General features: G+C 64.7%; 19 protein-coding genes. 5 read left to right on the top strand and 14 right to left on the bottom strand.

The genetic code is table 11. The features are described 5' to 3' along the window. Positions 1-82: 82 nt before the first annotated feature. Positions 83-727 carry a cysteine hydrolase family protein gene (locus BLT98_RS05695; RefSeq protein WP_092605861.1) on the top strand — a complete coding sequence of 215 codons (645 nt, stop codon included), beginning with the start codon at positions 83-85 and terminating at the stop codon, positions 725-727. A gap of 54 nt (positions 728-781) precedes the next feature. Further along, complete coding sequence (locus BLT98_RS05700; RefSeq protein ID WP_092605863.1) at positions 782-1,342, top strand: YdcF family protein; 561 nt, start codon at positions 782-784, stop codon at positions 1,340-1,342. A gap of 10 nt (positions 1,343-1,352) precedes the next feature. On the opposite strand, the gene glpK is transcribed toward BLT98_RS05700, so the two are convergent. The 8 genes from glpK to glpD all read right to left on the bottom strand — a co-directional run bounded on the left by glpK (position 1,353) and on the right by glpD (position 10,661). Then, positions 1,353-2,846, bottom strand: coding sequence for a glycerol kinase GlpK (gene glpK / locus BLT98_RS05705; protein WP_034779104.1), 1,494 nt, complete (start codon positions 2,844-2,846; stop codon positions 1,353-1,355). Between the two features lie 77 nt (positions 2,847-2,923). Continuing rightward, positions 2,924-4,651 carry an ABC transporter substrate-binding protein gene (locus BLT98_RS05710; protein ID WP_034779106.1) on the bottom strand — a complete coding sequence of 576 codons (1,728 nt, stop codon included), beginning with the start codon at positions 4,649-4,651 and terminating at the stop codon, positions 2,924-2,926. A gap of 206 nt (positions 4,652-4,857) precedes the next feature. Beyond that, positions 4,858-5,160, bottom strand: a complete 303-nt coding sequence (locus tag BLT98_RS05715) for a DUF2160 domain-containing protein (RefSeq protein WP_244517398.1) — start codon at positions 5,158-5,160, stop codon at positions 4,858-4,860. Between the two features lies 1 nt (position 5,161). Further along, positions 5,162-5,965, bottom strand: a complete 804-nt coding sequence (locus tag BLT98_RS05720) for a carbohydrate ABC transporter permease (protein WP_170846341.1) — start codon at positions 5,963-5,965, stop codon at positions 5,162-5,164. After that, positions 5,965-6,849 carry a carbohydrate ABC transporter permease gene (locus BLT98_RS05725; RefSeq protein ID WP_034754965.1) on the bottom strand — a complete coding sequence of 295 codons (885 nt, stop codon included), beginning with the start codon at positions 6,847-6,849 and terminating at the stop codon, positions 5,965-5,967. The genes BLT98_RS05720 and BLT98_RS05725 overlap by 1 nt, the downstream gene beginning before the upstream one ends. Then, positions 6,849-7,940, bottom strand: coding sequence for an ABC transporter ATP-binding protein (locus BLT98_RS05730; RefSeq protein ID WP_092605865.1), 1,092 nt, complete (start codon positions 7,938-7,940; stop codon positions 6,849-6,851). The genes BLT98_RS05725 and BLT98_RS05730 overlap by 1 nt, the downstream gene beginning before the upstream one ends. 1 nt (position 7,941) lies before the next feature. Then, on the bottom strand, positions 7,942-9,030 hold the full coding sequence (locus BLT98_RS05735) for an ABC transporter ATP-binding protein (protein WP_070280268.1): 1,089 nt from the start codon (positions 9,028-9,030) through the stop codon (positions 7,942-7,944). A gap of 74 nt (positions 9,031-9,104) precedes the next feature. Further along, positions 9,105-10,661 (bottom strand): glycerol-3-phosphate dehydrogenase, encoded by a 1,557-nt coding sequence (gene glpD, locus BLT98_RS05740; RefSeq protein WP_244517399.1) that lies wholly within the window; start codon positions 10,659-10,661, stop codon positions 9,105-9,107. A 192-nt stretch (positions 10,662-10,853) separates the two neighbouring features. Here glpD and BLT98_RS05745 point away from each other — a divergent pair, with 192 nt between their 5' ends. From BLT98_RS05745 to BLT98_RS05755, 3 genes are all read left to right on the top strand, one after another. Further along, positions 10,854-11,612 (top strand): DeoR/GlpR family DNA-binding transcription regulator, encoded by a 759-nt coding sequence (locus tag BLT98_RS05745; protein WP_170846299.1) that lies wholly within the window; start codon positions 10,854-10,856, stop codon positions 11,610-11,612. A 356-nt stretch (positions 11,613-11,968) separates the two neighbouring features. Then, entirely contained in the window at positions 11,969-12,472 is a 504-nt protein-coding gene (locus tag BLT98_RS05750) for a MarR family winged helix-turn-helix transcriptional regulator (protein ID WP_052139937.1), read from the top strand. Between the two features lie 85 nt (positions 12,473-12,557). Further along, a complete protein-coding gene (locus BLT98_RS05755; RefSeq protein ID WP_092605869.1) occupies positions 12,558-13,475 on the top strand; it encodes a pyridoxal-phosphate dependent enzyme in 918 nt (305 codons plus the stop codon). A 3-nt stretch (positions 13,476-13,478) separates the two neighbouring features. Here the strand turns inward: BLT98_RS05755 and BLT98_RS05760 are convergent, their stop codons facing one another. The 6 genes from BLT98_RS05760 to nirB all read right to left on the bottom strand — a co-directional run bounded on the left by BLT98_RS05760 (position 13,479) and on the right by nirB (position 22,926). Further along, the gene (locus BLT98_RS05760) at positions 13,479-15,473 is read right to left on the bottom strand and encodes a diguanylate cyclase domain-containing protein (protein WP_170846300.1); all 1,995 of its coding nucleotides are present in this window, start codon (positions 15,471-15,473) and stop codon (positions 13,479-13,481) included. A gap of 25 nt (positions 15,474-15,498) precedes the next feature. Then, positions 15,499-16,029 (bottom strand): adenylyl-sulfate kinase, encoded by a 531-nt coding sequence (cysC, locus tag BLT98_RS05765; protein WP_092605873.1) that lies wholly within the window; start codon positions 16,027-16,029, stop codon positions 15,499-15,501. A 63-nt stretch (positions 16,030-16,092) separates the two neighbouring features. Then, entirely contained in the window at positions 16,093-18,762 is a 2,670-nt protein-coding gene (locus BLT98_RS05770) for a nitrate reductase (RefSeq protein WP_092605875.1), read from the bottom strand. A 22-nt stretch (positions 18,763-18,784) separates the two neighbouring features. Further along, on the bottom strand, positions 18,785-20,011 hold the full coding sequence (locus BLT98_RS05775) for an NAD(P)/FAD-dependent oxidoreductase (RefSeq protein WP_071653678.1): 1,227 nt from the start codon (positions 20,009-20,011) through the stop codon (positions 18,785-18,787). Then, positions 20,008-20,361: a nitrite reductase small subunit NirD gene (gene nirD, locus BLT98_RS05780; RefSeq protein WP_070256593.1), complete on the bottom strand. Its 354-nt coding sequence runs from the start codon at positions 20,359-20,361 to the stop codon at positions 20,008-20,010. Before nirD ends, BLT98_RS05775 begins: the two co-directional genes overlap by 4 nt. Positions 20,362-20,373: 12 nt before the next feature. Further along, positions 20,374-22,926, bottom strand: coding sequence for a nitrite reductase large subunit NirB (nirB, locus tag BLT98_RS05785; protein WP_092605878.1), 2,553 nt, complete (start codon positions 22,924-22,926; stop codon positions 20,374-20,376). Positions 22,927-22,933 lie beyond the last annotated feature (7 nt).

Below are 22,933 nucleotides of genomic sequence, written 5' to 3' on the forward strand. Positions count from 1 at the left end.
GCCACTTTTTATTGACAGGATACGGGCAGACAATGACGGTATCGGGGAAGCCTTCCCCGCTCAACCATGCCAGGAGTTATCCATGTCTGCCGCAACATCCACCACCCCGCGCCGCGCCCTGCTCGTCATCGATGTACAAAATGAATACTTCACGGGCGACATGCCCATCGAATATCCGTCCGTCGAAATTTCCCTGCCGAACATCGTCACCGCCATGGCCGCCGCCCGCGCCGCCGGCGTGCCCGTCATCGTCGTCCAGCACGATGCGCCGGAAGCCTCTCCCATCTTCGCCAGGGGCAGCGACGGCTGGCAGCTGCATCCGCAAGTGGCCGCCTTTGCCGCCGACCACCGCATCAACAAGAGCATGGGCAGCGCCTTTGCGGGCACGGACCTGCGCGCCTGGCTGGAGGGCCACGGCATCGACACCCTGACGGTGGTCGGCTACATGACGCACAACTGCGACGCCGCCACCATCTACCACGCCGCGCACGATGGCTTGCAAGTCGAATTCCTGCTGGACGCCACCGGCACCCTGCCCTACGCCAACGCGGGCGGCACGGCCAGCGCCGAGGAAATCCACCGCGTCTTCAGCGCCGTCTTCCACTCGAATTTCGCCGCCGTCGCCAGCACGCAGGACTGGCTCAATACCGTGCGCGAGGGCAAGCCGCTGGAAAAGGACAATATTTATCTGTCGAACCAGCGCGCGCGCAAGGCGCAGGCGAACTGACGCCGGCGGGAATGGACGGGTATCATGCGTCCATTCCTTACTTGATGATGCGCAATGCGAAAAATAATACTGCTCGGTTCAAGCGTTGCCGGTCTGTTCCTGCTGGCCACCGCCACCCTGGTGCTGGCGGGACTCCGCGACAAGCTGGCGCCCGCCGACGTGATCGTCGTGCCCGGCAATACGATTGCGCCCGACGGCACGCCCAGCCCCCGCCTGCAGGCGCGGCTCGACGTGGCGCTCAAGCAATTCCAGGAACACCGGGCGCCGCGCATCCTCGTCAGCGGGGCGACGGGCAAGGAAGGTTTTGACGAGGCCGCTTCCATGGCCCGCTACCTGCAGTCGCGCGGGGTGCCGGCCAACGCCATCCTTGAGGATAATCAAGGCTGGACCACGGACGCCACGGCCCGCAATGCGGCGGCCCTGATGCGCCAGCATGGCTGGCGCACGGCCATGGTTGCCACGCAATATTTTCACGTGCCCCGCTTCCGGCTGGCGCTGGAGCGCAGCGGCATCGCCGTCAGCGGCAACGTGCACGCGCCCTATTTCGAGCTGCGCGACCTGTATTCCGTGCCGCGCGAAACGGTGGGCTATGCCGTGTATTTCATGCGCCACTGAGCACGAGTTTTCACTCGCTCCAGTCGCGCGAGCGCTCCACGGCGCGCTGCCATTTGTGCAGCCGCGTCAGGCGTTCGTCGGCCGCCATGGCCGGTTCGAAACGGCGTCCCACCTGCCACTGGGCGGCGATTTCTTCCTGCGATTCCCAGAAACCCACGGCCAGGCCCGCCAGGTAGGCGGCGCCCAGGGCCGTCGTTTCCGTCACCACGGGGCGCACCACGGGCACATTCAAGATGTCGGCCTGAAACTGCATCAGCATGTCGTTGCGGGCCGCGCCGCCATCGACGCGCAACTCGCTCAAGGCGATGCCCGCGTCATCCTGCATGGCCGACAGCACGTCCACGTTCTGGTAAGCCACGCCCTCGAGCGCCGCGCGCGCGATATGCGCCTTGCCCGTGCCGCGCGTGATGCCGATCAGGGTGCCGCGCGCATACGGGTCCCAGTACGGCGCGCCCAGGCCCGCGAACGCGGGCACGAAGACGAGACCGCCCGAATCGGGCACGCTGGTGGCCAGCGCTTCCACTTCGGACGAGTCGCGGATGATGCCGATGCCGTCGCGCATCCATTGCACGGCAGCGCCGGCGATGAAGGCACTGCCTTCCAGCAAATAATCTGTCTTGTCGCTGCCCGCGCCCAGGCTCCAGCCCACCGTCGTCAGCAGCCGGTTTTTCGATGGCAAGGGGCGCTTGCCCACGTTCATCAGCATGAAGCAGCCCGTGCCGTAGGTATTCTTCGCCATGCCCGGTTTCAGACAGGCCTGGCCGAACGTGGCCGCCTGCTGGTCGCCCGCGATGCCGGCGATCGGCACGGAGACGCCCAGCAAGTCGGTATAGGTGTGCGCCGCCACGCCGCTCGAGGGTACGACGTCGGGCAACAAGGAGGCGGGAATGTCCAGCAGCGCCAGCAGATCCGTGTCCCACTGCAGGGTGTGGATATTGAACAGCATGGTGCGCGCCGCGTTGCTCGTGTCCGTCAAATGGGCGCCGCTCATTTTGTAGATCAGCCAGCTGTCGACGGTGCCGAAGGCCAGCTCTCCCCGCTCGGCGCGCGCGCGGGCGCCGGGAACGTTGTCGAGCAGCCATTTGAGTTTGGTGGCGGAAAAATAGGCGTCCAGCACGAGACCCGTTTTTTGCTGGATCAAGTCCGCCTTGCCCTGCTCGACCAGTTGCTCGCAGTAAGCCGCATTTCTGCGGTCTTGCCAGACGATGGCATTGGCAACGGGCTCGCCCGTGGCGCGCTCCCACAGCACCGTCGTTTCGCGCTGGTTGGTCACGCCGATGGCGGCCACGTCGGAAGCGGCCACGCCGCTGTCGCGCAAGACCTGCTGCAGCACGCCCTCTTGCGACGCCCAGATTTCGCCCGCATCATGCTCGACCCAGCCCGGCTGGGGGAAAATCTGGCGAAATTCCCGCTGCGCGCTGGCGTGCGGCCGGCCCGCATGGTCGAACAGGATGGCGCGCGAACTGGTGGTGCCCTGATCTAAAGCAAGTATGTATTTGGTCATTGTCTGGTGGTGCGAAAAGCGGGTAAAAACAGGCACGGAGGGTGTTCACTCCGTGCCCTCAGGACAGCGCAGGCAGTTTACCTTACCTTGCCTTCTTTCCAGGCTTGCAGCAGCTTGTCGTAGGCAATCGTTTCACCCTTCGGCTTTTCATTCGCCAGCTTTTTCCATGGGGCGTGCTGGTCCGACAGATACTGGTTCGGATCGACCTTGGGATTGAGCTTGGGCGCGCACGCCTTCATGCCGGCACGTTGCAGGCGCGCCATGACCTGGTCCATTTCCTCGGCCAGGTTATCCATGGCGGCTTGCGGCGTTTTTTCCGCCGTGATGGCCGTGGCCACGTTCTTCCACCACAGCTGCGCCAGCTTCGGATAGTCGGGCACGTTGTTGCCGGTAGGCGTCCACGCCACGCGGGCGGGGCTGCGGTAGAACTCGATCAAGCCGCCATACTCGTTCGCGTGCTTTGTAAAATAATCGTGGCGGATGTCGGAATCGCGGATGAAGGTCAGGCCGACGATGGATTTCTTCAGCGACACGGTTTTCGACGTGACGAATTGCGCATACAGCCAGGCGGCGGCCTTGCGGTCATCCGGCGTGGACTTGAACAGGAACCAGGAACCGACGTCCTGATAGCCATTCTGCATGCCTTCTTTCCAGTACGGGCCGTGCGGCGACGGCGCCATGCGCCATTTCGGCGTGCCATCCTTGTTGACCACTGGCAAGCCCGGTTTCGTCATGCCGGCCGTAAACGCCGTGTACCAGAAGATTTGCTGGGCGATTTCACCCTGTGCCGGCACGGGGCCCGATTCCGAGAAATTCATGCCGTTCGCCTGCGGCGGCGCGTATTTCTTCATCCAGTCGATGTATTTCGTCAGCGCAAAGACGGCGGCCGGCGAATTGGTGGCGCCGCCGCGCGACATCGATGCACCCACGGGCGTGCACTTGTCGGCCGCCACCTTGATGCCCCATTCGTCGACCGGCATGCCGTTCGGAATGCCCTTGTCGGCCGCGCCAGCCATCGACAGCCACGCATCCGTGAAGCGCCAGCCCAGGGATGGGTCTTTCTTGCCGTAATCCATGTGGCCATAGACTTTTTTGCCGTCCAGTTCCTTCACGTCATTCGTGAAGAAGTCGGCGATGTCTTCATACGCGGACCAGTTCTGCGGCACGCCCAGCTCGTAGCCATACTTGGCCTTGAACTTGGCTTGCAAATCCTTGCGCGCGAACCAGTCGGCGCGGAACCAGTACAGGTTGGCGAATTGCTGGTCGGGCAACTGGTACACCTTGCCATCGGGCGCCGTCGTAAAACTGATGCCGATAAAATCCTTCAGGTCCAGGCCCGGATTCGTGAATTCCTTGCCCTTGGCGGCCATGTAGTCGGACAGCGGCTCGACGGCACCATAGCGGTAGTGCGTGCCGATCAGGTCGGAATCGGAAATCCAGCCGTCATAGATGCTCTTGCCGGACTGCATGGAGGTCTGCAGCTTTTCCACCACGTCGCCTTCCTGGATGATGTCGTGGCGCACCTTGATGCCCGTGATTTCCTCGAAGGCCTTGGCCAGGGTCTTCGATTCATAGACGTGGGTGTCGATGGTTTCCGAGACCACGGAAATTTCCTTGATGCCCTTGGCTTTCAGCTTGGCCGCCGCATCGATGAACCATTTCATTTCAGCAAGCTGTTGCTGCTTGCTCAGGCTGGATGGCTGGAATTCCTTGTCGATCCAGGTTTGCGCCTGCTTGGCGTCCGCCAGGGCCGCATTCGACACGAGCATGGCCGCAGCCGCGAAGACCGTGAACTTCAATTTCATCGTGAATCTCCCTTATAGTTGTCATCCGGCCTGCCGGAGGCGGGCCGCTTTTTCATCTACGATTTAACACACCCAACTAACTTAACGCACCTGACAGAAGCGTAGCGAGCGGCAGTGATTTGTGGCCGAGAAGCGCAACCGTACTTTAGTACGGTGAGCATCGCCGGCCGCAAAGCGCGCCACGCAGTAGCTTATGTCTGGTGCCCTCACCCCCAACGCATTACGATTAACAGTACAACAAAACTGATTGCAGCCCCGATGGCTTGCTGCATTTCCGTGAACCCCGCCCACGCCAGATTCACGTAGGCGGCCGTCAACAGCCCGATGAACAGGCGGTCGCCGCGCGTGGTCGGCATCGGCAGGAAGCCCTTGCGCTCGATGCTGGGCGAACGGATCTGCCACACCGTCATGCCGGCCAGCATCAGGCCGATGCAAATGAAGAAGATGGCCACTTCCGGCGTCCACGCCATCCAGCCGAACAGGCTGGCTGTGCTATCGGTATTTTCCATGTCACACCCTCCCCATCGCGAAACCCTTGGCAATGTAATGCCGCACGAACCAGATCACCAGCGCGCCGGGCACGATGGTCAGCACGCCGGCCGCCGCCAGCACGCCCCAGTCCATGCCGGCCGCCGAGACGGTGCGCGTCATGGTGGCGGCAATCGGCTTGGCATTGACGGACGTCAAGGTGCGGGCCAGCAGCAATTCCACCCAGCTGAACATGAAGCAGAAGAAGGCCGTCACGCCCACGCCCGACTTGATCATTGGCAAGAAAATGCGGATGAAGAAGCGCGGGAAGCTGTAGCCGTCGATATACGCCGTCTCGTCGATTTCCTTCGGCACGCCGGACATGAAGCCTTCCAGTATCCACACGGCCAGCGGCACGTTGAAGACCATGTGCGCCAAGGCCACGGCCAGGTGCGTATCCATCAGGCCCACCGTCGAGTACAGCTGGAAGAAAGGCACGAGGAAGACGGCGGGCGGCGTCATGCGGTTAGTCAACAGCCAGAAGAACAAATGCTTGTCACCCACGAAGTTATAACGCGAGAACGCATACGCGGCCGGCAAGGCGACCGTAACGGACATCACCATGTTCAAGGCGACGTAAATCATGGAATTGATGTAGCCGCTGTACCAGGACCGGTCGGTGAAGATCGTGTGGTAGTTGGCGAACGTCAGTTGCTGGGGCCACAGGCTCAGCACGCCGACGATTTCCTCGTTGGTCTTGAGCGACATATTGAGCATCCAGTAGATGGGCAACAATGACGCCAGCAAAAAGACGGCGAGGATGGCACTGCTCATTTTCTTGTGCATCATTTCTGGTCTCCCGTGCCGACGCGCTGCATCCACGTGTACAGCACAAAGCAGAACAGCAGGATGATGAGGAAATAGATCAGGGAAAAAGCGGACGCCGGCCCCAGGTCGAACTGGCCCACGGCCTTTTGCGTCAGGTATTGCGACAGGAACGTGGTGGCATTGCCGGGACCGCCGCCCGTCAGCACGAACGGTTCCGTGTAGATCATGAAACTGTCCATGAAGCGCAGCAACACGGCGATCATCAGCACATTGCGCAGTTTCGGCAGCTGGATGTAGCGGAACACGGCCAGGCGCGAGGCGCCGTCGATGCGCGCGGCCTGGTAATACGCGTCGGGTATGGCGCGCAAGCCCGCATAGCACAGCAGCACGACCAGGGGCGTCCAGTGCCAGATATCCATCACCATCACCGTCAGCCACGCGTCGAGCGAATTGCCGTTGTAATTGTAGTCAAAGCCCAGCTGGTTCAGGGTATAGCCCATCAGGCCGATGTCGCCCCGGCCAAAGATTTGCCAGATGGTGCCCACCACGTTCCAGGGAATCAGCAAGGGCAGCGCGATCAGCACCAGCGCCAGCGACGCCTTCCAGCCATCGGCCGGCATGCACAGGGCAATCAAAATACCCAGCGGAATCTGGATCGCCAGCACGGAGCCGGAAAACAGCAGCTGGCGCAGCAAGGCGCTGTGCAGGTCGCCGTCCAGCATGACCATGCGGAACCACTCCGTGCCCACGAAGACCTTTTGCGTGGGGCTCAGAATATCCTGCACGGAATAGTTCACCACCGTCATCAGGGGCAGGATGGCGGAAAAGGCCACGCACAGCAGCACGGGCAGGATCAATAGCCAGGCACGGCGGTTGTTATCGGTTTTACCGTTATGTATCATCAGGCCACCCGCTTATCGTTGACATAGAACAAGGTGCGTTGCGGCGGAAAGCGCAGCCGCACGGCATCTCCCGCGACGGCATCGATGGCGCGCAGCTTGGCCGCCACCGTCGCGCCACCCAGCTGGAATTCCGCCAGGTAATGCGTACCCATGTTGCGCACGGCGGTAACGGTGGCGGCAAGGGTATCTTCCCCGCCCTCTCCAGCCCCGATGCACTCGACGAATTCGGGCCGCACGCCCACCGTGATTTTTCCTTGCGCACCGGACAGCGCCGCGCGCGCGGCGGCGGACACGGCGAGTAGCTGCCCCGCCACGCGCACGCCGCCATCGTCCAAGGTGCAATCGAGCAAGTTCATGCCCGGATTGCCGATGAAATAGCCGACAAAGGTGTGCTCGGGTTCCTCGAACAGGGCTTGCGCGCTGCCCGTCTGCACCACTTCGCCCTGCGTCATGACGACCACCTGGTCGGCAAAGGTCAGCGCTTCCACCTGGTCATGCGTGACGTAGATCAACGACAATTTCAGTTCGTGGTGGATTTCCTTGAGTTTCCGGCGCAGCAGCCATTTCAGGTGCGGGTCGATCACCGTCAGCGGTTCGTCGAACAGCACGGCCGCCACGTCGGGACGCACGAGGCCCCGTCCCAGCGAAATCTTTTGCTTGGCATCCACGGACAAGCCGCTGGCGCGCAATTTCAGGTCGCCCGTCAATTCCAGCATCTGCGCCACCTGCTGCACGCGCTTTTTGACTTCCGTCTCTTTCCAGCCGCGATTACGCAACGGAAACGCCAGATTGTCGTGCACGGTCATGGTGTCGTAGATGACGGGAAACTGGAACACTTGCGCGATGTTGCGTGCTTCCGTGGGCAGCTGCGTCACATCCTTGCCGTCGAACAGCACCTTGCCGTGCGACGGTTTCACCAGACCGGAGATGATATTGAGCAAGGTCGTCTTGCCGCAGCCGGATGGCCCCAGCAAGGCGTAGGCGCCGCCGTCATGCCATTCCATGCTCATGGGCCGCAGCGCATAGTCGCTTGGCGCCGTCGGGTTCGGTTTATAGGCGTGCGCCAGGTCGACCAGTTCGATGCGCGCCATGTCAAGCTCCTCCCGGTGCAAACAGCAGCCCGCCGTCTTGCGCGAAGATCAGCAAGGCGTGCGGCTGGCAATACACGGTGCAGGCGCTGCCGATCTCCAGGTTGTGCACGCCGCCCAGCTGCGCCACCAGGGCCAGCTCGCCGCGGCGCGCATGCACATAGGTTTCCGAGCCGCTGATTTCCGCCAGGTCCACCTGCGCCGCGATGGGCACGTCGCCATCGGACTGGGGAGACAGATGCAGGCTGTGCGCACGCACGCCGAGGATCACCTCCGTACTGTCGCCCAGGCGGGCGCGCTGTTCGCCGCTCAGGTGTATCGACAGGCCGTCCGCCGCCTGCGCCACGCCGTGCGCATCCACGCGCGCGGGGATCAGGTTGATGGGCGGGTCGCTGAAGGTGCGCGCCACATCGATGGAATTGGGGGCATTGAAAACGTCCAGGGTCGGCCCCTGCTGCAGCAGGCGTCCCTCGTGCAGCACGGCCACGTGGCCGCCCAGCTGCAGCGCTTCCAGCGGCTCCGTGGTCGCGTACACGACCGTCGTGCTGCCGCTGGAAAACAGTTCCGTCAATTCGCGGCGCAATTCCTCGCGCAGCTTATAGTCGAGGTTGACAAGCGGCTCGTCGAGCAGCAGCAACGATGCATCCTTGATCAGCGCGCGCCCCAGCGCCGTGCGCTGCTGCTGCCCGCCCGACAGTTCCCCGGGCGTGCGCTGCAGGTACGGCGTGATGTGCAGGCGCTCGGCCAGCGCCAGCACTTTCGTCCGTATCTGTTCCTCGGGCACCTTGCGCAAGCGCAAGGGCGAGGCGATATTGTCGTAGACGGTGAAGGCCGGATAGTTGATGAATTGCTGGTACACCATGGCCAGGTTGCGGCGGCTGACGGGCACGCCCGTCACATCGACGCCATCGGCCGTCACGGTGCCCCCGCTGGGCTTGTCCAGGCCCGCCATCACGCGCATCAGGGTCGTCTTGCCGGCACGCGTGGTGCCCAGCAAGACGTTGATGGCGCCCGGCACCAAGGCCAGCGACATCGGATATAAAAAGTCGTCAGCCCCCTGCTTCCTGCTGATCTTGTCCAGTACCAGTTGCACGCGCTTCTCCTCCAGTGATGGTTTCTTATTCTTCGCCGCACCCTCTGCGGGGCGCGGTCGCCAACGTGTTGTGCTTACGGCAAAGGGTGCTGCAACAGCCAGGCATCGAGCCTGTCCGCCGTCTCGCGCGGCAGGTGCAGACCCAGCTTGGAGCGCCGCCACAGGATGTCGGCCGCGCTGACGGCCCATTCATGGCGCCGCAAATATTCGACTTCCGCCGCGTACAGGCCGGCGGCGATTTCCTCGCCCATGGCCGCCACGTCTGCCCTGCCCTCGAGCAGCACGTGGATGCGCGTGCCGTAGGCGCGCGCATAGCGCGCCACCAGCGCCGCCGGCAGCCACGCATACTCGCGCTGCAAGCCTTGCACGAACTGGCCGAACTCGCGCACGGCCCTATTCTGCGGCACGGCGCCATACACATCGCCGCCGGGCAGGCAAGCCTGCTCCGTCCAGGCCCGCCGCCGCTTGCCCTGCTCTGGCACCAGCAACGGCTCCAGCACATCGAGCGCTTCCTCGGCCAGCTTGCGGAAGGTGGTGATCTTGCCGCCGAAAACACTGAGCAGCGGCGCACCTTCCTGGTCCAGTTCGAAGCGGTAATCGCGCGTGACGGCCTTGGCGTCGGCCGCCGCGTCTTCCACCAGCGGGCGCACGCCCGCATACGTCCACATCACATCGGCAGGCACAATGGGCTTGCTGAAATAGTAACTGGAAAGCTCGCACAAGTAACGAATTTCCTCGTCGTCGATTTCCACCTTGCCGCTGTCGCCGTGATAGTCGAGGTCGGTGGTGCCGATCAGGGTGAAATCGTGCTCATACGGAATGGCAAACACGATGCGCCCGTCCGGATGCTGGAAGATATACGCGTGATCATGCTCAAACAGGCGCTTGACGACGATATGGCTGCCCTTGATCAGGCGCAAATGCCGGCCCTGTCCGCCGGGCGCCGCCTGCTGCAGGAATTCGGCCGTCCACGGCCCGGCCGCATTGACGACGCTGCGCGCACGCACCATCGTCTGCCTGCCGCCCGCGTGCTGCAAGGTGGCCAGCCAGGAAGCCCCCTCGCGCTCCAGCGCCGTGCAGCGCGTCTGCGTCAGCACGTGCGCGCCCTTGTCCGCCGCATCGATGGCGTTCAGCACTACCAGGCGCGCATCGTCGACCCAGCCGTCGGAATACACGAAGCCGCGCTTGAACTCGGGTTTTAACGGTTTGCCGGCCGCGTGGCGCGTCAGGTCGATGCCGCTGGAGCCCGGCAGAATTTCCCGCTTCGCCAGCATGTCGTAGAGGAACAGGCCGGCGCGTATCAGCCAGGCGGGGCGCTGGCCCTGCGCATGCGGCATGACGAAGCGCAGCGGCCACATGATGTGCGGCGCCGAGCGCAGCAGCACTTCGCGCTCGATCAGCGCCTTGCGCACGAGGCCGAATTCATAGTATTCGAGGTAGCGCAGGCCGCCGTGTATCAGCTTGGTCGATGCGGATGAGGTGTGCGCGGCCAGGTCGTCCTTTTCGCACAGCACCACGGACAAGCCCCGCCCGGCCGCATCGCGCGCGATGCCGGCGCCATTGATGCCGCCGCCCACCACCAGCACATCGCATGCCATCGCTGTCTCCACACCTTGCTGTGCTGCGGTCATCGGGACTCCGTGTATGTCGAGGACACGCTGGCGAGGAAAGACTAGGCATCGCCGGCGACTGTCGTTAAGATCACCATCTGGTAATACGCATGCAATATGAATAAGATACGCCAGAATGCGAACTCATAGCAACATATTTTCACCACTATTTGTTCGTTTCTGTTCGTTTATGATTTTTAAAGAGACAAACCCATGATTTTGAATCCCCGCCAGCGCCGCCTGCTCGAAGTGGTGCGCCAGAAGGTCACCATGTCCGTCGAAGAGCTGGCCCAGCAGCTGGGCGTGACGCCGCAAACCGTGCGCCGCGACGTCAAGCAGATGGAAGAAGCGCGCCTGCTGGCCCGCTACCACGGCGGCGTCGGCTTGCCCTCGTCCGTGGAAAATATCGATTACAGCCAGCGGCAGGTGTTCAACAGCGACGCCAAGCGGCGCATCGCCGCCGCCGTCGCCACGCAGGTGCCACACGGCTGTTCGCTGCTGATCAATATCGGCACGACCACCGAGGAAGTGGCGCGCGCGCTGGGCCGGCACACGGGCTTGCACGTGGTGACAAACAACCTGAACGTGGCCGCCATCCTGGCCGACAACGCCGCCTGCGAAGTCATCGTGGCCGGCGGCGTGGTGCGCGGGCGCGACCGCGGCATCGTCGGCGAAGCCACCATCGACTTCATCCGCCAGTTCAAGGTCGACATCGGCATCATCGGCATTTCCAGCATCGACGAAGACGGCAGCCTGCGCGACTTCGACGCGCGCGAAGTGAAGGTGGCGCAAGCCATCATCGAGCAGTCGCGCGAAGTGTGGCTGGTGGCCGACCAGCATAAATTCGGCCGCAAGGCGCTGGTGCGCCTGGCCGACCTGGCGCAAATCGACATCTTGTTTACAGATGCGCCGCCACCGCCCCGCTTTGCCGAAGTATTGCGCGACGCGGGCGTGAAGGTGGTGCTGGCCTGAGCGGGCCGCATTTCTGCAAGAAAACCCCGCACTGTCGCGTGGGCAATACGCCGTGTGTGGGCAAGCGCACCGAATGATATGAAATATTTATCAATTCGGCAAAAATGCTGTTACCATTGATGCAACATGAGTTATTTTTTTAATCTTCCTCTCTGGCAATACGATTATTTGCTTGATATTGTTTTTTTATCTCTCCAGAGCAAGAAAAAAGGAAAAACTCTTTGCCGGTAAGTGATTTCCTGTGAAAACAGTGTTAAAACTATCTCAAGCACGATGATTGTTCCCAAACAAACCACTCGACAGCAAGCGTGAAGGCCTTAACCATGCCGGCAACGCCGCCCAGTGAAGGAAAAGAAATGAGCCATAATTTTGAAGCGGCCGCCATGCCGCAATCCGCCCATCCCAACAGCGTCCCCGTCAGCGAGCTGGAAGCCCACCTCGGTTACTGGCTGCGTTTCGTTTCCAACCACGTTTCCCACAGCTTCCAGAAAAAAGCCGAAGCCAATGGCGTGACGGTCTCCGAATGGGTGGTGTTGCGTGAAATGTTCCGCCTGGGCTGCACCTCGCCCACGGTGCTGGCGCAAGTGTCCGGCATGAGCAAGGGCGCCGTATCGAAACTGATCGACCGCCTGGAAAGCAAGGGCATGGTCAGCAAGTCCATCCTGCTGGCCGACCGCCGCCAGCACTCGATCGAACTGACCACGGAAGGCGAGGCGCTGGTGCCCGTGCTGGCCGAGATGGCCGACCAGAACGACGAGGAATTCTTTGGCAAGCTGCCGCGCCAGCTGCGCGACGACCTGCTCGAAGCGATGAAGGAAGTGGCACGCACGCATCAGCTCAAGAGCGCCCCGCTGAATTAACAGCAGTAACACTCCCTGCAAGGGTGACACGGTGGCGCGGGCGCTTCGGCTATGATGCTGGCCTGACTGTCTACCAGGAACACGCATGGCCCTGCACATCGAAACCCCTTTGCTCAATTCACGCGCCCTGAGCCTGCACAGCGAACGCGCCATCTGGCTCAAGCTCGAAGCCCTGCAGCCGCCAGGCTCCTTCAAGATCCGCGGCATCGGCCTCGCCTGCGAAGAATACGCGCGGCGCGGCGCCAGCCGTTTCATCTCCTCTTCCGGCGGCAATGCCGGCATCGCCGTCGCCTATGCGGGACGCCAGCTGGGCATTCCCGTCATCGTCGTCGTGCCGGAAACGACCAGCCAACGGGCCAGGGCCCTGATCGCGCAGGAAGGCGCCGAAGTCATCGTGCACGGCGCCGCATGGCAGGAAGCGAACGCGCTGGCGCAGTCGATGCTCACGCCGCAGGACGCCTTCTTGCATCCGTTCGACGACCCGCTGCTGTGGCAGGGCCACGCCGGCATGATCGATGAAGTGGCGCGCGCGGGCCTGAAGCCGGACGCGGTGGTGCTGTCGGTGGGCGGCGGCGGCCTGCTGGCCGGCGTGGCCGAAGGCTTGCAGCGCAACGGCTGGGATGACGTGGCCCTGGTGGCCGTGGAAACGCAAGGCGCGGCCTCGCTGGCGGCGGCCGTGGCCGCGCGCGAACACGTGCCCCTGCCGGCCGTGACGAGCATCGCCACGTCGCTGGCCGCGCGCCAGGTCTGCGCGCAGGCATTCGCCATCAGCCAGACGCGCCTGCTGCACAGCGTGGTGGTGTCGGACCAGGCCGCCGTCGACGCCTGCCAGCGCTTCATCACCGACCAGCGCCTGGTGGTGGAGCCGGCCTGCGGCGCGGCGCTGGCGGCCGTCTACGGCAAGGTGCAGGAACTGGCCCCCTACCGCAATGTGCTGGTCATCGTGTGCGGCGGCGTGACGGCCACCACGCAGCAGCTCGACCACTGGACTGCCACCCTGTAATACTCAGGGCGCCGCCTCGAGCAGCGCCACGCCATCGCGGCCCTGCCCCTTGGCGGCATACAGGGCCTGGTCGGCCAGGTCCAGCAACTGCGCCGCCGTCAGCGCGCCTTCGCGGAAGATGGCGATGCCGATGCTGGTCGTCACCGGCAGCGGGCCGCTGGCCAGTTCAAAGGGCTGGCGGATGGCGTCGATGATCTTGGCGCCCACGTGGCGCACTTCGGCCGCGCCGTTCACGCCTTCGAGAATGATCACGAATTCATCGCCGGCCAGGCGCGCCACCAGGTCGCTGGCGCGCACGCTGCGCACCAGGCGCGAGGCGAATTCCTTCAGCACCTCGTCGCCCGCCTTGTGTCCCAGGCTGTCGTTGATGGCCTTGAAACGGTCGATATCGAGATAGGCCAGCGCCATCGGCGCGCGCGCAGCCCGCGTGCGCTGCATGCTTTGCGCCAGCTGCTCGTCGAAGCGGCGGCGGTTGGCGATGCCCGTCAGGGTGTCGGTGGCGGCAGCAAACTGCAGCGCCGTGTGCATCGCCTTGGTCTTGGTGATTTCATGGATCAGGCCATACACGCCTTCCACCGTGCCGCTCTCGCCCACGTCGGGCACGTAGCTGGTCTGGAAGGCGCGCCGGCCGGCGTCCCCCTCGCCGCCGATGGTGAATTCATATTCGACCTCCTCGCCCGCGAAGGCGCGCCGCAGGTATTGCTCGCGCAGCTGGTACGCTTCCTCGCCCAGCACGTCGCGGATCGACTGCATCAGGCTTTCCTGCTGCGACCTGCCGAACCACTTTTCAAACGTCGCGTTGATGAACTGGTAGCGGTGCTCGCGGTCGATATAGACGATCACCACGGGCACGTGGTCCGTCAGCAGTTTCAAGCGCCGCTCGCTGTCGCGCGTCTGCGCCTCGGCGATTTCGCGCTCGGCCACCAGCGAGTAAAAGTCGCGGCTCAAGTCGCCGATCTCGTCGCGCCGCTCGATTTGCAGCGCCTCGATGCCCAGGCGCTGGCGGCGGATCTGGTGCACCTGGCGGCGCAAGCGCTCCAAAGGCTGCAACAGGCGCAGCACCACGCGCCAGCCGGCCAGGCCCGCCAGCGCCGCCAGCAGCACGGCGGCCAGCAGGATCTTGCTGCGGATGGCGTGCAGCGGCGCGAAGGCTTCGCTCATGGGATACACGGACGCCAGTATCCAGCCCGTCGAGGCGATGCGGTGGTAGGCGAACAGGGCATCGACGCCTTGCGTGGTGGTGCCGGTCAGCCAGCCCTCGTAGCCCTGCATGGCGCGCCGCGTGGGCACGCTGACGGGGCCATGGGCTTCGATATGCTGCATGATGCGCGACTTGTCGGGATGCTCGACGATGACGCCTTCGCTGGTCATGATGTACAGATAGCCGCCCTGCCCCGGCTTGAGGGCGCCCAGACGCCCCAGGAAATCGGGCTGGCGCAGGTTGACGCTGGCCGCCAGCACATAGCGCACGCCGCCCTGCGCATCGAACACGGGCTGCGTCACCACCACGATGGGCATGCCGGAGATGCTGCCGTTGAGCGGCGCGGAAATCACCGAGCGCCGGGTCGCCAGCGTCTGTTCAAAGTAAGGACGGCCCTTCACGTTCAGCCCCGCCTGCGGCTTGAAGGGACTCACGCTGGCCAGGACGTCGCCGTCGATACCGACCACGCCGGCCGAATAGAACTCCGTCCCCAGCACCGTCTGCGCGGCCAGGAAACGCTGCAGGCTGGCGCCGTCTTGCGCGCCGCTGGCCGCCAGGCTGTCTGCCATCGCGCGCAGCACATTGCGCTTCGCGTCGAGCTCCTCGTCGATGAAGACGGCGGCGCTGGCCAGCGATACGTACTGCTGGCGTCCCATCACGTCGCGCATGCCGCGTTCGGCCACGGCCAGGGTGGCCAGCGCCAGCGAAGCCACCGCGCCCAGCACGAGCAGGAAGACGACCACGCTCATGCGCGCCTTCAGGCTGGCGGGCAGGCGCCGGCGCAGCCATTTGCGCAATGTCCCTCTTGTCGCCGTCATGCCGTCACGTCCGCCGCTGCAAATACCGGTACAGGCGCTCGACCGACTCGTCCAGCGCCAGGGTGCCCGTATCCAGGGTCAGCGCGGCCGCCAGCGGCGCTTCGTAAGGGGCGGAAATGCCCGTGAATTGCGCCAGCTGCCCCGCGCGCGCCTTTTCATACAGGCCTTTCGGATCGCGCGCTTCGCACACGGCCAGCGGCGTGCTGACGTGGACTTCAATGAAATGCGCCGTGCCGATGATGGCGGCGGCCATGGCCCGGTCGGCGCGATACGGCGAAATGAGGGCGGCGATGACGGTCAGGCCCGCCCCGTTCATCAGGTGCGCCACTTCGGCCGTGCGGCGGATGTTTTCATGCCGGTCTTCGGGCGTAAAACCCAGGTCGCGGTTCAAACCATGGCGCAGCTGGTCGCCGTCGAGCACCGCCACGGCGCGGCCCTGCGCCTTGAGCCGGCGCGCCAGCGCATCGGCGATGCTGGACTTGCCGGCGCCGCTCAAGCCCGTCAGCCAGACCGTGTCGTGTTGTCCTGCTGTCATCACACTGCCTCTCCTCTTGTAGAGCTGGCAATATAACAAAGCCGCGCAGGAAAGGACAGATTATCAGGCAGCGCTGCGCGTCTCAAGCAGCAATTGTCGTATCTCCGGCACGCAGGAGCCGCAATTGCCGCCCGCCTTGACGCAGGCCGTCACCTGCGCCGTCGTCGTCAACTGCTGTTCCACGATGGCCGCGCAAATGGTGTTGCGTCCCACGCCAAAGCACGAACACACGGTGGGCCCCGCGTCCACGCCCTTGCCGATGGGCTGCCCCAGCAGCACGCCGGCGCGGTCGGCCGCATCCATTTGCGCGTGCGCAAACAGGCCCGCCAGCCAGCTGCGCGACGGCAGGTCGGGACGCGGCGAGACATACACGCATTGCGCGATGCGCCCCTCGTCCAGGTGCACGGCGCGGTACACGCCGGCACTGGCGTCCGCATAATCGAGCCAGTCGGCATTGTCGTCCGTGACGCCCAGCAGCGCGCGCGCCCAGGCGCCCAGGTCTTCGATGCGCTGGCGGCCGGCCAGCTCATAGCGCAGGAACTGCTCGCCCTGGATGCGCGTCCAGTGCGCCACGCCATCGAGGCTCAAGGGCGTGCGGCTCAGGACAAACGCATGCCAGTGCACGCGGAACTGCTCGATGCGCACGGGCGTGTGCTTGAATTCCGGCTCGCCCGAGACAGGATCGACGACGGGATTGACGACGGCGCCCACGCGCGCATCGGACGCATTCGCGTCGCTCCAGTGTATCGGCACGAAGACCTGGCCGCGCGCGATGCCGCCGCCATGCACGACGCGCGCCACCATCGCGCCCCAGGCGCTGGAAATGCGCGCCAGCTCGCCTTCGCGCACGCTGTACAGCAGCGCATCCTGCGGGTGGATGTCGATGAAGGCTTCGGCGATGTGGCCCGACAGTTTCGCCGCCTTGCCCGTGCGCGTCATCGTGTGCCACTGGTCGCGCACCCGGCCCGTGTTGAGGATCAGCGGATAGTCCTCGTCGGGCATGTTGCGCGGCGCGCGCGGCGCCGTGGGAATGAAGCGCGCGCGCCCGTCCGCATGCGCGAAACGGCCGTCGCCGAACAACCTCGCCTGGCCCTGCGGCCACTGCTGCGGCGCCAGGGCGTCATAGCGCGCCGCATCCAGGCCGGCCAGGTGGCCCAGGTTGAACAGGCGCGCCGTGTCTCCCGCGTTGCGGAAGGCGGACAGGCGCGCATGTTCGTCGAAGATGGCCTGCGGCGACGTGAAATCGAAGCCGGCATGGCCCATGCGCCGTGCCACGTCGCACAGCACGTCCCAGTCGGCGCGCGCCTCGCCGGGCGCCGGCAAAAACGCCCGCTGGCGCGAGATGCGGCGCTCGGAATTGGTCACCGTGCCATCCTTCTCTCCCCAGCCCAGGGCCGGCAGCAGCACGTCGGCATGGGCATTCGTGTCCGACCCGGCGCTGATGTCCGACACCACCACCAGTTCGCATTTGGCCAGCGCGCGGCGCACCTGGTCGGCGTCCGGCATGCTGACCAGCGGATTGGTGGCGATGACCCACACGGCCTTGACCTTGCCCGCCTCGATGGCCTGGAACAGGTCCACCGCCTTCAGGCCAGGCTTGCTTGCCATGCGCGGAGAGCCCCAGAAGGTTTGCACGGCTTCGCGGTGCAGCGGCTTGTCCAGCTCCAGGTGCGCCGCCAGCATGTTGGCCAGGCCGCCCACTTCGCGCCCGCCCATGGCGTTTGGCTGGCCCGTAAGGGAGAACGGCCCCATGCCAGGCTGGCCGATGCGCCCCGTCGCCAGATGGCAGTTGATGATGCTGTTGACTTTGTCCGTGCCGGAGGACGACTGGTTCACGCCCTGCGAAAACGCCGTGACGACATTGCGCGTGGCGGCAAACGCCTGGTAAAACGCCAGCAAGGCGTGCGGGTCGACCTTGCAGATGGCCGCCACCTGCAAGGGGTCGCCGCAATCCACGTGGGCGGCCGCCAGCGCCTCGTCCAGTCCCGCACTGTGCCGCGTGACGAAATCGTCATCGATCACGCCTTCGCGTGCCAGGTAACACAGCAAGCCGTTGAACAGCCACACGTCCGTGCCCGGCTTCACGGGCAGGTGCAAATCGGCCAGCTCGCAGGTGGCCGTGCGGCGCGGGTCGATCACCACCAGTTTCATGTGCGGCCGGCTTTCCTTGATACGTGTGATGCGCTGGAACAGGATCGGGTGGCACCAGGCCGTGTTCGAGCCCACCAGCACCACCATGTCGGCCAGTTCCAGGTCTTCATAGCAGCCCGGCACGATATCCTCGCCGAACGCGCGCTTGTGGCCCGCCACGGCCGACGACATGCACAGGCGCGAATTGGTGTCGATATTCGCGCTGCCCACATAGCCCTTCATGAATTTGTTGGCGATGTAATAGTCTTCCGTCAGCAGCTGGCCCGAGACATACAGGGCGACGGCGTCGGGGCCGTGCTCGGCGATGATGGCGCGCAAGCCGCCGGCCACCTGCTCCAGCGCTGCATCCCAGGAAGCGCGCTGCAGCACGCCATCGACACGCACCTGCGGATGCAGCAGGCGCTTGTCGAGGTCCAGGGTGCCGCCAAGGGCCGAGCCTTTCACGCACAGCTTGCCCAGATTGGCCGGGTGGCCGCTATCGCCGGCGATGCGGATGGCGCCGTCGGGAAGGCGTGTCGCTTCCACGCCGCAGCCGACGCCGCAATACGGGCAAGTGGTTTTCACGGGCATGCAGCTAGTCATGAAAGTATCCTGTTGGTCGCTGTCAGGCGGCCTGGGCGCACAGCGCCTGGCCAAACAATAAATGGGTGCGCAGTTTGCTGATGTCGCGGCGCTGCTGGATCAGGTCGAAATACCAGGGACCGTCCTGCACGTCGCCATACAGCACGGCGCCGGCCAGGCGGCTGCCCTGCACCACCAGCCGCTTGTAGACGCCGCGGCGCGGGTCGCGCAGCACCAGGTCTTCGCTGCCCTCGCCGCCGATGATGTCGCCGGCCGAGTACAGGTCGATGCCCGTCACTTTCAGTTTGGTGGCGCTGGCCTGCTGCACGTAGCGGCGGTGTCCCGCGCCGGCCAGGTGCGCGCCGCACACGCGCGCCTGTTCCCAGATGGGCGCGACCAGGCCGAAGGTGGCGCGCCGGTGCTGCACGCATTCGCCCACGGCATACACGCGCGGGTCGTAGCTTTGCAGGCAGTCGTCGACGACGATGGCCCGTTCGCAGTGCAGGCCGGCCGCTTGCGCCAGGGCGATGTTGGGGCGCACGCCGGCCGTCATCACCACCAGGTCGGCGGGGATGCTGCTGCCGTCCGCAAACTGCACGCCTTCCACGCGGGCGCTGCCCATGATGGCGGACGTTTGCGCGTGCATCAGAAAACGCAGGCCGCGCGCTTCCAGCGCCGATTTCAGCAGCATCGATGCGGGCGCATCGAGCTGCTGGTTCATCAGGGCGCCGCTCATGTGCACGACCGTGACGTCCATGCCCTGGCGCTGCAAGCCGTTGGCCGCTTCCAGCCCCAGCAAGCCGCCGCCGATGACCACCGCGTGGCGGTGCGTGCGCGCCGCCTGCAGCATGGTGTCGACGTCGCTGATGTCGCGAAAGCCGATCACGCCGGGCAGCGCATGGCCCGGCACGGGCACGATGAAGGGCGTGGAACCGGTGGCCAACAGCAGGCGGTCATAGGCAACCGTGATGCCGGACAGCGACTGCACGGTGCGCGCCTTGCGGTCGATGCGCACGACGGGGTCGCCCGCGTGCAGGGTGATGCCGTTTTGCGCATACCAGTCGCGCGTATGCAGCATGATGTCGTCCACCGACTTTTCGCCGGCCAGCACGGGAGACAGCAGGATGCGGTTGTAATTGCCGTGCGGCTCGGCGCCGAACACGGTGATGTCGTACAGGTCCGGCGCGAGTTTCAACAGTTCCTCGACCGTGCGCATGCCGGCCATGCCGTTGCCGACCACCACGAGCGCGGGACGCCGGGGCGGGTTCACAGGGCCACCCACACCATGTCCGCGAACACGCGCGCCGGCCAGGTGGCCACCGAATGCTCGGGCGCTTCGATGCACTCGCCGCTGGCCAGGTCGAAGTGCTGCTTGTAGATGGGCGAGGCCACCACGACGCGCTCGCCGATGCTGCCCACGAGGCCCCGCGACAGCACCGAGGCGCCCGCATTCGGGTCGACATTGTCGATGGCGTACACGCGCGGCGCGGCATCGCCGACGCGGAACACGGCCACGTGGCGGCCACCGAGCAGCGCGCACACGCCCGTGTCGGGCACGATGTCGGTCAAGGGACAGATGGCTACCCAGTTGTCGGCGGTGGCGCCGGAAAGTTCATTCATGGCGTTCATGGCTCAAGCCTCCACGGCAAGGATGGGGATCACGGTGCTGCGGCGTTCCATCTCGGTGGCGGGCCGGATCTGGCCCCGCTCTTCGACGAACACCACGTTTTCATCGCCCTTGTCGCTGTTGACGAAATGGCGGAAGCGCTGGCGCACGGCGGGGTTGGAAACGGCTTCCTTCCACTCGCAGGCATACGTGTCGACCACGTGCTGCATGTCCGCTTCCAGCTCATGGGCGATGCCCAGGCGGTCGGCCACGACGACGGCTTTCAGGTAATCGAGCCCCCCTTCCAGATTGTCGCGCCACACGCTGGTGCGCTGCAGGCGGTCGGCCGTGCGCACGTAGAACATCAGGAAGCGGTCGACGTAGCGCACCAGGGTGGCTTCATCGAGGTCGGACGCCAGCAACTCCGCATGGCGCGGCTTCATGCCGCCATTGCCGCACACGTACAGGTTCCAGCCCTTTTCCGTGGCGATCAGGCCGATATCCTTGCCCTGCGCCTCGGCGCATTCGCGCGTGCAGCCGGAGACGCCGAACTTGATCTTGTGCGGCGTGCGCAAGCCCTTGTAGCGGTTTTCCAGCTGGATCGCAAACCCCACGCTGTCGGCCACGCCATAGCGGCACCAGGTGGAGCCGACGCACGATTTCACCGTGCGCAGCGACTTGCCGTAGGCGTGGCCCGACTCGAAGCCGGCCGCGATCAGTTCTTCCCAGATGGCCGGCAACTGGTCGACGCGCGCGCCGAACAGGTCGACCCGCTGGCCGCCCGTGATTTTCGTGTAGAGACCGTATTTTTTCGCCACCATGCCCACGGCGATCAGGCCGTCAGCCGTCACTTCGCCGCCCGGCATGCGCGGCACGACGGAATACGTGCCATCCTTCTGGATATTGCCGAGAAAATAATCGTTGCTATCCTGCAGGCTGGCGTGCACGGGAGACAGCACGAAATCGTTCCAGCACGATGCCAGGATGTTCGCCGCCACGGGCTTGCACACGTCGCAACCCAAACCCTGGCCATGCGCGGACAGCAGCGCGCCGAAGCTGCGGATTTTGCCCACGCGGACCAGGTGGTGCAATTCCTGGCGCGAGTACGCAAAGTGTTCGCACACGTGGTTGTTGACGGCCAGGCCCTGCTTCTGCATTTCCGCCTTCATGATCTGCGTCACCAGCGGCACGCAGCCGCCGCACGCGGTGCCCGCTTTCGTGCAGGATTTTAATGCGCCGATGGTGGTGGCGCCATCGGCGACGGCAGCGCACAGCGCGCCTTTGGACACGTCATTGCACGAGCAGATTTGCGCCGACTCGGGCAAGGCATCCACGCCCAGGCCCGCCTTTTGCTGGCCGTCGGCCTGGGGCAGGATCAGGAACTCGGGGGATGCCGGCAGCTCGATTTTATTGAGCATCATCTGCAGCAAGGTGCCGTACTCGCTGGCGTCGCCCACCATCACGCCGCCCAGCAGATACTTGCCGCAATCGGAAACGACGATCTTCTTGTAGATCTGCTTGCGTTCATCCATGAACTGGTAGGAGCGGCTGCCCGGCGCATTGCCGTGCGGGTCGCCCAGGCTGGCCACGTCCACGCCCATCAGTTTGAGCTTGGTGCTCATGTCGGCGCCCTTGAACGAGGCTTCGCCCTCTTCCTGCAGCACGTGGCGCGCCGCGATGCGCGCCATTTCATAGCCGGGCGCCACCAGGCCAAACACCAGGCCGCCCCACAGCGCGCATTCGCCGATCGCGTAGATGTCCGGGTCGGACGTGACGCAGCTGTCGTCGATGGCGATGCCGCCGCGTGGTCCCACGTCCAGGCCGCAGGCGCGCGCCAGTTCGTCGCGCGGGCGGATGCCGGCCGAGAAGACGATCATGTCCGCTTCCAGGTGGCTGCCGTCGGCGAACTGCATGCGGTGCGTGGCCGCTTCGCCGTCGACGATGGCCAGGGTATTCTTTTGCGTGTGCACGGTCACGCCCAGTTCCTCGATCTTGCGGCGCAGGACGCGCGCGCCGCCTTCATCGACCTGCACGGCCATCAGGCGCGGCGCGAATTCCACCACGTGGGTGTCCAGCTTCAAATCCCTCAAGGCCTTCGCGCATTCGAGACCCAGCAATCCCCCGCCGATCACCACGCCCGTTTTTGACTTTCCGCCCCAGGCCAGCATGGCTTCCAGGTCTTCGATGGTGCGGTAGACGAAGCAGCCATCGCGCTCCTTGCCCGGCAGCGGCGGCACGAACGGCGTGGAGCCGGTGGCGAACACCAGCTTGTCGTAGCCCAGCACTTCACCCGTGCTGGCGGTGACGGTTTTCGCCGCGCGGTCGATGGACACGGCGCGCGCATTGAGCTTCAGGACGACGTTGCCCTTGTCGAAGAAGCCGGGCGCCACCAGCGACAGGTCCTCGGCCGATTTTCCGCTGAAAAATTCGGACAGGTGCACCCTGTCGTAGGCGGGGCGCGGCTCTTCGCACAAGACCATCACGGACAGGCGCGTGTTGTTCTCCAGCGCCAGGCGTTCGAGGAATTTGTGTCCGACCATGCCATGGCCAAGGACGACGATATTCAAGGGGTGGTTCATTGCTCTC

The organism is Janthinobacterium sp. YR213 (genome assembly GCF_900099875.1).
Taxonomy (GTDB): Bacteria; Pseudomonadota; Gammaproteobacteria; order Burkholderiales; family Burkholderiaceae_D; genus Janthinobacterium; species Janthinobacterium lividum.